5 protein-coding genes and 1 pseudogene are annotated in these 6,000 nt (G+C 62.6%); 3 read left to right on the top strand and 3 right to left on the bottom strand.

What is annotated here, in order from left to right:
• Window positions 1-202: pseudogene (locus tag FH975_RS16545) on the top strand (cupin); the annotation flags it as partial.
• A gap of 15 nt (window positions 203-217) precedes the next feature.
• On the opposite strand, the gene FH975_RS07575 reads toward FH975_RS16545, so the two are convergent.
• Window positions 218-1,093 (bottom strand): GAP family protein, encoded by an 876-nt coding sequence (locus tag FH975_RS07575; RefSeq protein WP_162320801.1) that lies wholly within the window; start codon window positions 1,091-1,093, stop codon window positions 218-220.
• 95 nt (window positions 1,094-1,188) lie between these two features.
• On the opposite strand from FH975_RS07575, the gene FH975_RS16920 reads away from it, so the two are divergent.
• Both FH975_RS16920 and FH975_RS07565 read left to right on the top strand, forming a co-directional pair.
• Entirely contained in the window at window positions 1,189-2,403 is a 1,215-nt protein-coding gene (locus FH975_RS16920) for a sensor histidine kinase (protein WP_162320800.1), read from the top strand.
• Window positions 2,400-3,116 (top strand): response regulator, encoded by a 717-nt coding sequence (locus tag FH975_RS07565; RefSeq protein WP_162320799.1) that lies wholly within the window; start codon window positions 2,400-2,402, stop codon window positions 3,114-3,116. The genes FH975_RS16920 and FH975_RS07565 overlap by 4 nt, the downstream gene beginning before the upstream one ends.
• A 43-nt stretch (window positions 3,117-3,159) precedes the next feature.
• Here FH975_RS07565 and xylB read toward each other — a convergent pair whose 3' ends face one another.
• Both xylB and xylA read right to left on the bottom strand, forming a co-directional pair.
• On the bottom strand, window positions 3,160-4,602 hold the full coding sequence (gene xylB / locus FH975_RS07560; protein ID WP_162320798.1) for a xylulokinase: 1,443 nt from the start codon (window positions 4,600-4,602) through the stop codon (window positions 3,160-3,162).
• 99 nt (window positions 4,603-4,701) lie between these two features.
• A complete protein-coding gene (gene xylA, locus FH975_RS07555) occupies window positions 4,702-5,880 on the bottom strand; it encodes a xylose isomerase (RefSeq protein ID WP_162320797.1) in 1,179 nt (392 codons plus the stop codon).
• Between the last annotated feature and the right edge of the window lie 120 nt (window positions 5,881-6,000).

Genomic DNA, 6,000 nt, shown 5'->3' with positions numbered 1-6,000 from the left:
AACAGAGCGTTGGGCAGAAATCTTCGAAGCCAATGTGGCAGCGGAGACCCGTCGGGTTCAGCAGCAGTTGGAGGCCCTCACCGTTGGCGATGGCTCGCACCTGGCTGAATCCACCGTGCTCAGGGGCCGTCCCCACGCCGGGGGTGAAACCACTCCGCGCCTCTACGGTATGTGCGGCCGCCTCGCGACCTGGAGGGGTTAGACCCAGGGCTGATCGCTACAAGACACCGGCTACCTGTAACCCGTCCAGGGCGTTGAGACCCAGGAACAGTCCGAGCAGGAACAGAATCAGTGCGACTGTGCCATGGGTGTGCCGGCTGAGGAATCCCTCGAGTCGGGACAGCGGGATTTCCAGCCACCGGCGCGCGGTGACCCTGCCCACCAGGAGTACTAGTGCTGGGGTGATCATCACGGCACAGTAGAAGAGGATCATCAGCGCCGAGACCGGCAGCTGCGGAGAAACCGAGGCGATGAGCCCTATGCCGGACAAGTAGGGGATTAGCGTGGCAAACTCCAGTCCGACTGCTGCCACGGCCAGACCAAATAGTTGTGCGGTCCCGCCCTGAGATCCGTCACCGACCGCGCGGTGGCGCAGCTGTGCGACCCGCGTGCCATCTCCACGCTGTGCGGCGCGGCGTCGTTTTCTGGCTTTGCCGACCTCAGTAACCGGATCCAGTCGCAGGCTGACCCACACCAGCCCGACCGCCAAGATCGCTTGGAAGGTAAGAGCGACCTGAGACTGGCGTACCGCACCCAGCCAGCCGATCAGTTCCTCACCGAACAGCACAAGGGATGCCAGCAGTACCCCGCCAATGAGGGCGTAGGCTCCGGCTACCACGCTCAGATAGACCAGCACGCGACCGGCACGTAACGGGCCGGGAGTGATGAGCAGCCAGACGGGGATCAGCAGAGTGCCGAAGCTGGTGGAGTCGACCAGCGCCAACCCTGCCAGAATCCCCATCAACGCACTCGCACCGACATCCCCCTGGTCCATCCACTCCCAGACAAGGGAGATTCGTGTCATGTCGGGCGGCACGAACACCATAATCGCGTCCATGCCCCGATCATCGCCCGCGACCACCGATGGCAGCATCGGCCAAAGGATGGAAGCTCCGAGGAGACTGATTCACAAAAAATCCCACCTTCGGAGGAGTCACCGCTTCCGGGCCGTGTGGTCGAATAGCCTGTGTGAAGCGAATCCACCGAGCGCACCTACAGACTGCCGCATATCTCGGTTTGGGTGTGGTGGCGGTCTTTGCCGGCTGGGCGGGTCCCACCGGACTTCCATGGTGGGAGACTCCCGGTTTGGAACCGTCCGAATGGTGGCATCTCATCACGCTGACCGCTATGGGCGGAGCCATGATGTGCAAAGTCGAACGTCCCACCTTGGCGTTGGTCATGGGGGGCGTGTGCGTGGCGGCTGACCTCAGCTTTGGGCTCAGCCTGGGCGTGTTGATCTGTCTCACCGACCTGATCTATAACCACGGGATCCGCGCTCCCGCCCACCGGGTGAAAGTGGCCGAACGTGTCTTGAGCGTGTCGGTATTGGCGCTGGTTGTCGTAGCAGCGGTATTCGACACCCCGCGTGCCGCCCTCAATATGCTTCTGCTGGGTACAGCCATCCTCATGGTCCCACTCTGGTGGGCGACGGAGGTACGCCGCGGGTACCCGGCGTTCGTGGAGGACCAGGTCCGGCGCCACCTGGAGGAAGAACGTCATTCTGAGCTGCTCGCGCAGCAGAAACGCAGCCGTACCTCAGCGGTAGAAGCCGAGCGTCGCCATATGGCGCGTGAACTCCATGACGTCGTCTCCTCGCAGGTCGCCTCCATTGCCCTGACATCAGCAGCGGTGCTCAACTCGGCGCCTGACTCTGTGCGAGACCGCAACGCATTGAGCACCATCCGCGTTACCAGCGTCAACGCGATGGAAGAGCTTCGCCATATGGTGCAGGTGCTGCGCAACCAGAACGGAGGGGAGGACGACGACACCTCCGCCGAGCTGCTCACCGACACCTCCTGGGAGCAGGTCGTAGGTCAGGCCAGGCGACAGGGGCTAGAAGTAGATCTCCAGGTTGAGCCACCAGAGGATTTCGGTCCCGCTGTTCAGGCGGTGCTGCTGCGTATCCTGCATGAGTCGCTCACCAATGCCCTCCGGCACGGTACCGGACCCGCACTGGTGCGGCTGAACAGCACTCGCCGCCACATACTATTCACGGTGGAGTCTTGCACGCAGAACCCCAATAATGAGACCAGCACAGCAGGGACTGGCACCGGGATCCTCACCATGAGGGAGCGCGCCAAGAGCCTCGGCGGCACACTTACCGCGGGGGAGCGCCACGGGAAATGGCAGGTGAAGGCCCGCCTCCCGCGGTCCCTAAAACCCCCGGCGAGGGGCAAGGCATGAGCGACCCGAGAGCCCCTGACCCGATCACCGTGCTGCTGACCGATGACCATCCCAGTGTTCGTGCCGGCCTGCGACTGCTTCTGGAGACCGCAGAAGGCATCCAGGTCGTTGGGGAGGCAGCAGATGGCGCCGCCGCGTGGCAGCAAGTCCGCGCACTGAATCCACATGTGGTGCTCATGGACGCGCGGATGCCTCGCACTGACGGCATCGCCGCGACACGGCAGATCACTTCTCAGACGGACACTGAAGTGCTGATGCTGACCACCTTCGACCTCGATGAGGTGGTTTTCGGTGCTCTGCGAGCCGGTGCGGCAGGTTTCCTGCTGAAGTCCGCCGAACCGGGTGACCTGATCGCGGCGATCCGCCGCGTGGCGGCTGGTGACGGGGTCGTTGCACCCGAAGTGACCAGACGGGTCTTGGACGTCTTCGCGGGATCCGCTGCAGGGTCGACACCACATGATCGACCAGCTCCCGAGACCCACATGCTGGCGCGCCTCACCCCGCGGGAACTGGAGACTCTCTGCGCGCTGGGGCGCGGGCTCGGGAACGCGCAAATTGCCGAGGAACTGTTCATCACCGAGGCCACAGTGAAGTCACATGTCTCCAGTGTTCTGACCAAACTAGATTTGCGGTCGAGGATGCAGGCCGCCGTTCTCGCCAGGCAAAGCGGCCTCATCGCTGAGAAGTTTCCACGGAAGGCAAGAGGCAGGTAACCAACAATCGGGCACCACAGACGCGCCGCGACGACCGGCTAGCTCAGGCGCGCTGGGTGAACAGGTGGCGTCGTTGGGAGTAGCGCTCTCGAACGAAGCGGGTCGGCTCAGCGGTGAACGTGGTCACCTCTGAGGCAGTCCATTGGGGTGCGGTGGGCGACCCTGAAAGGACCCAAGCTGCCTGGCGGGCGGCGCCATCAGCTACGTATTCACCAGGTTCGGGTACAAGCACGTCGCGCCCAAAGATCGCCGGCGCAATCTGCTGCACAGCGGGGTTCTTGGCCGCTCCACCGATCAACTGGATTGAATTCACCGGAACGCCCATGTCCGTCATGGCTTCCAAGCCATCGGCTAGCAGACACAACAGCCCCTCCACGGCAGCCCGGGCGACGTCCTGCGGATTCATCGATGCCAGTGACATGCCGATGAAAGATCCCGTAGCGTGCGGGAGGTTGGGGGTCCGTTCACCCTCAAGGTAGGGGACCATCGTCATTCCGTTCGCACCAGGTTCCGCCGTGAGTGCCATTTCGGCTAGTTGATCGTGATCGACGCCAAGCATGCGGCAGGCTCCGTCGAGCACCCGAGAGCCGTTGAGTGTCACTGCAAGTGGGAGGAACTCGCCTGTGGCGGAGGCGAATCCCGCGATCATCCCGCTGGGGTCCTGGATGGGTATCGGCGACGTCGCTGCCACCACCCCTGAGGTGCCGATGGAGACTGAGACGTCGCCGGTGCCCATGCCGATACCCAGGGCGCCCATCGCGTTGTCTCCTCCACCGGGACCCAGCACCAGGTTGTCCCATCCGCGAGCCGAGTCACCGGTGCCAACCGCCTCCTGGGCCGCAGCGACCCTGGGCAGGACGATGCCTCTGGCCTGCTCCTCTGGGATCCGTAGGGCGGAACCCAGCAAGTCGTAGCGATACTCGCCTGTCGCAGGGTCGTAGTACCCGGTGCCGGAGACCTCAGAACGGTCGGTGGCCAAATCCTCCAGACGGTCCGAACCCGAGATCTTCCACGTCAGCCAATCATGGGGAAGCGCCACCGCCGCTACCTTTTGGGCATTCTGCGGCTCTGCATCGGCCATCCAGCGCAGTTTCGTCACCGTCAGGGACGGTACGGGAACGGACCCCACCATCCGAGCCCATGCAGCTTTGCCTTGGTCCCCTCCGCCGTATTCGTTGATCAACTGCTGAACGGCCTCAGCGGAGCGGGTGTCATTCCATAGCAGAGCGTCACGGATCACGTCTCCAGAGGCGTCCAGCGCCACCATGCCGTGCTGCTGCCCTCCGACCGCTGCCGCGGCGACGTCGTTGAGTCCGCCCGCAGCGTCGACTGCCTCAAGGAACGCATCCCACCATGCCTGCGGGTCAACTTCAGTGCCCACAGGGTGCTTTGCAGAGCCTGAACGCACCAGCGCACCGGTTTCAGCATCACGTATCACCACCTTGCATGACTGAGTGGAGGAATCGATGCCGGCGACAAGTGCCACGGAGGCTCCTTTACAGCGAGGTGAACGTGATGCAGAACAAGTCTACGGACCGCAGCATCAGATGCTGCGGTGTGACGGAGGGACAGCGGCCAGAAGACCTCAGCCGATCAGGTGTTTCAGCGCCAACTGGTTCAGCTGAACGAAGCCGAAGTTACGCTCGGCTGCCTTCTCCACGTCGAACTCCTCATAGGCGGTGCGGTCTGCCAGCAGATCGTTGAGGGATTCACCCTCAGCCAGAGTCGGCTGGGCCAGCTCAAAGATCCCGGAGGCTTCGAAAGCCGCCTGAACTTCAGGATCGGCACGGTATGCCTTGGCTTTGTCAGCCAACATGGTGACCATCTCGGTGTTTGCCTTGGCTGAGTCCCAGATGCCCTGCACATAGTCGGTGCGGGAGGGCTTGTAGTCGAAGTGCAGCCATCCGTCATACTTCGGCCCACCGTTGGGGAACCCGTTGACGAGCAGGTCAATGGTGAAGAAAGCTGAGGTCAAGTCACCATGGCCGAACACCAGGTCCTGGTCATACTTGATGGAGCGCTGACCGTTGAGGTCAATGTGGAAGAGCTTTCCTGCCCAGAGGGCCTGAGCGATCCCATGGGTGAAGTTCAGCCCTGCCATCTGCTCGTGGCCCGTCTCAGGGTTCAGACCCACTATGTCGCCGTGTTCCAGCTGGGCGATGAAGCCCAGCGCGTGACCAATGGTGGGGAGAAGGATGTCACCGCGCGGCTCGTTGGGCTTGGGCTCCAGGCCGATCCGCAGATCGTAGCCCTTGTCCTTGATGTAGGAGGCGACCGTGTCGATGCCCTCGGCGTAACGCTCGTGGGCGGCGTTGAGATCCTTGGCGTTGTCATACTCGGAACCTTCGCGGCCTCCCCACATCACGAACGTCTCAGCACCGAACTCGGCGGCGCGGTCCACATTGCGCAGCAGCTTCCGCAGGCCGAACCGGCGGACTGAACGGTCGTTGGAGGTCAGCCCACCATCCTTGAAGACCGGGTGGGAGAACGTATTGGTGGTGAGCATCTCCACTTTCAGGCCCACCTGGTCAGCAACCTCCTTGAACTTGGAGAAGTACTTCTCCCGCTCGGTGTCATCCGTGCCGAAAGGTGCGACATCGTCATCGTGGAATGTGACGCCTGAGGCTCCCGCTTCCTTCAGCTTGGGCAGGTACTCCCACGGGTCGAACGCCGGGCGGGAGGCCGAGCCAAACTGGTCCTGAGCCGTCCAGCCGACGGTCCAGAGACCGAAAGACAGCTTGTAGTCAGCAGGCGTTGAAGCCATGGGATTCCTCCATACACATTGTTCGGGATGTACCACCAGTACCCCGACAGAAGACGGTGTGATGTGGCGCTCATTTTGTTTCTAGATAAAACCTAATTGCTGGTGGGACTAAGATCAAGT

Origin of the sequence: Nesterenkonia haasae (genome assembly GCF_010119385.1) — a bacterium.
Lineage (GTDB): Bacteria > Actinomycetota > Actinomycetes > Actinomycetales > Micrococcaceae > Nesterenkonia > Nesterenkonia haasae.
This window is presented reverse-complemented; position numbering and strand designations above follow the sequence as displayed.

Excerpts from the sequence above, each read along its gene's own strand:
- FH975_RS07575 (WP_162320801.1), bottom strand. The coding sequence starts at position 1,093 with ATGCTGCCATCGGTGGTCGCGGGCGATGATCGGGGCATGGACGCGATT.
- FH975_RS07565 (WP_162320799.1), top strand. The coding sequence starts at position 2,400 with ATGAGCGACCCGAGAGCCCCTGACCCGATCACCGTGCTGCTGACCGAT.
- xylA (WP_162320797.1), bottom strand. The coding sequence starts at position 5,880 with ATGGCTTCAACGCCTGCTGACTACAAGCTGTCTTTCGGTCTCTGGACC.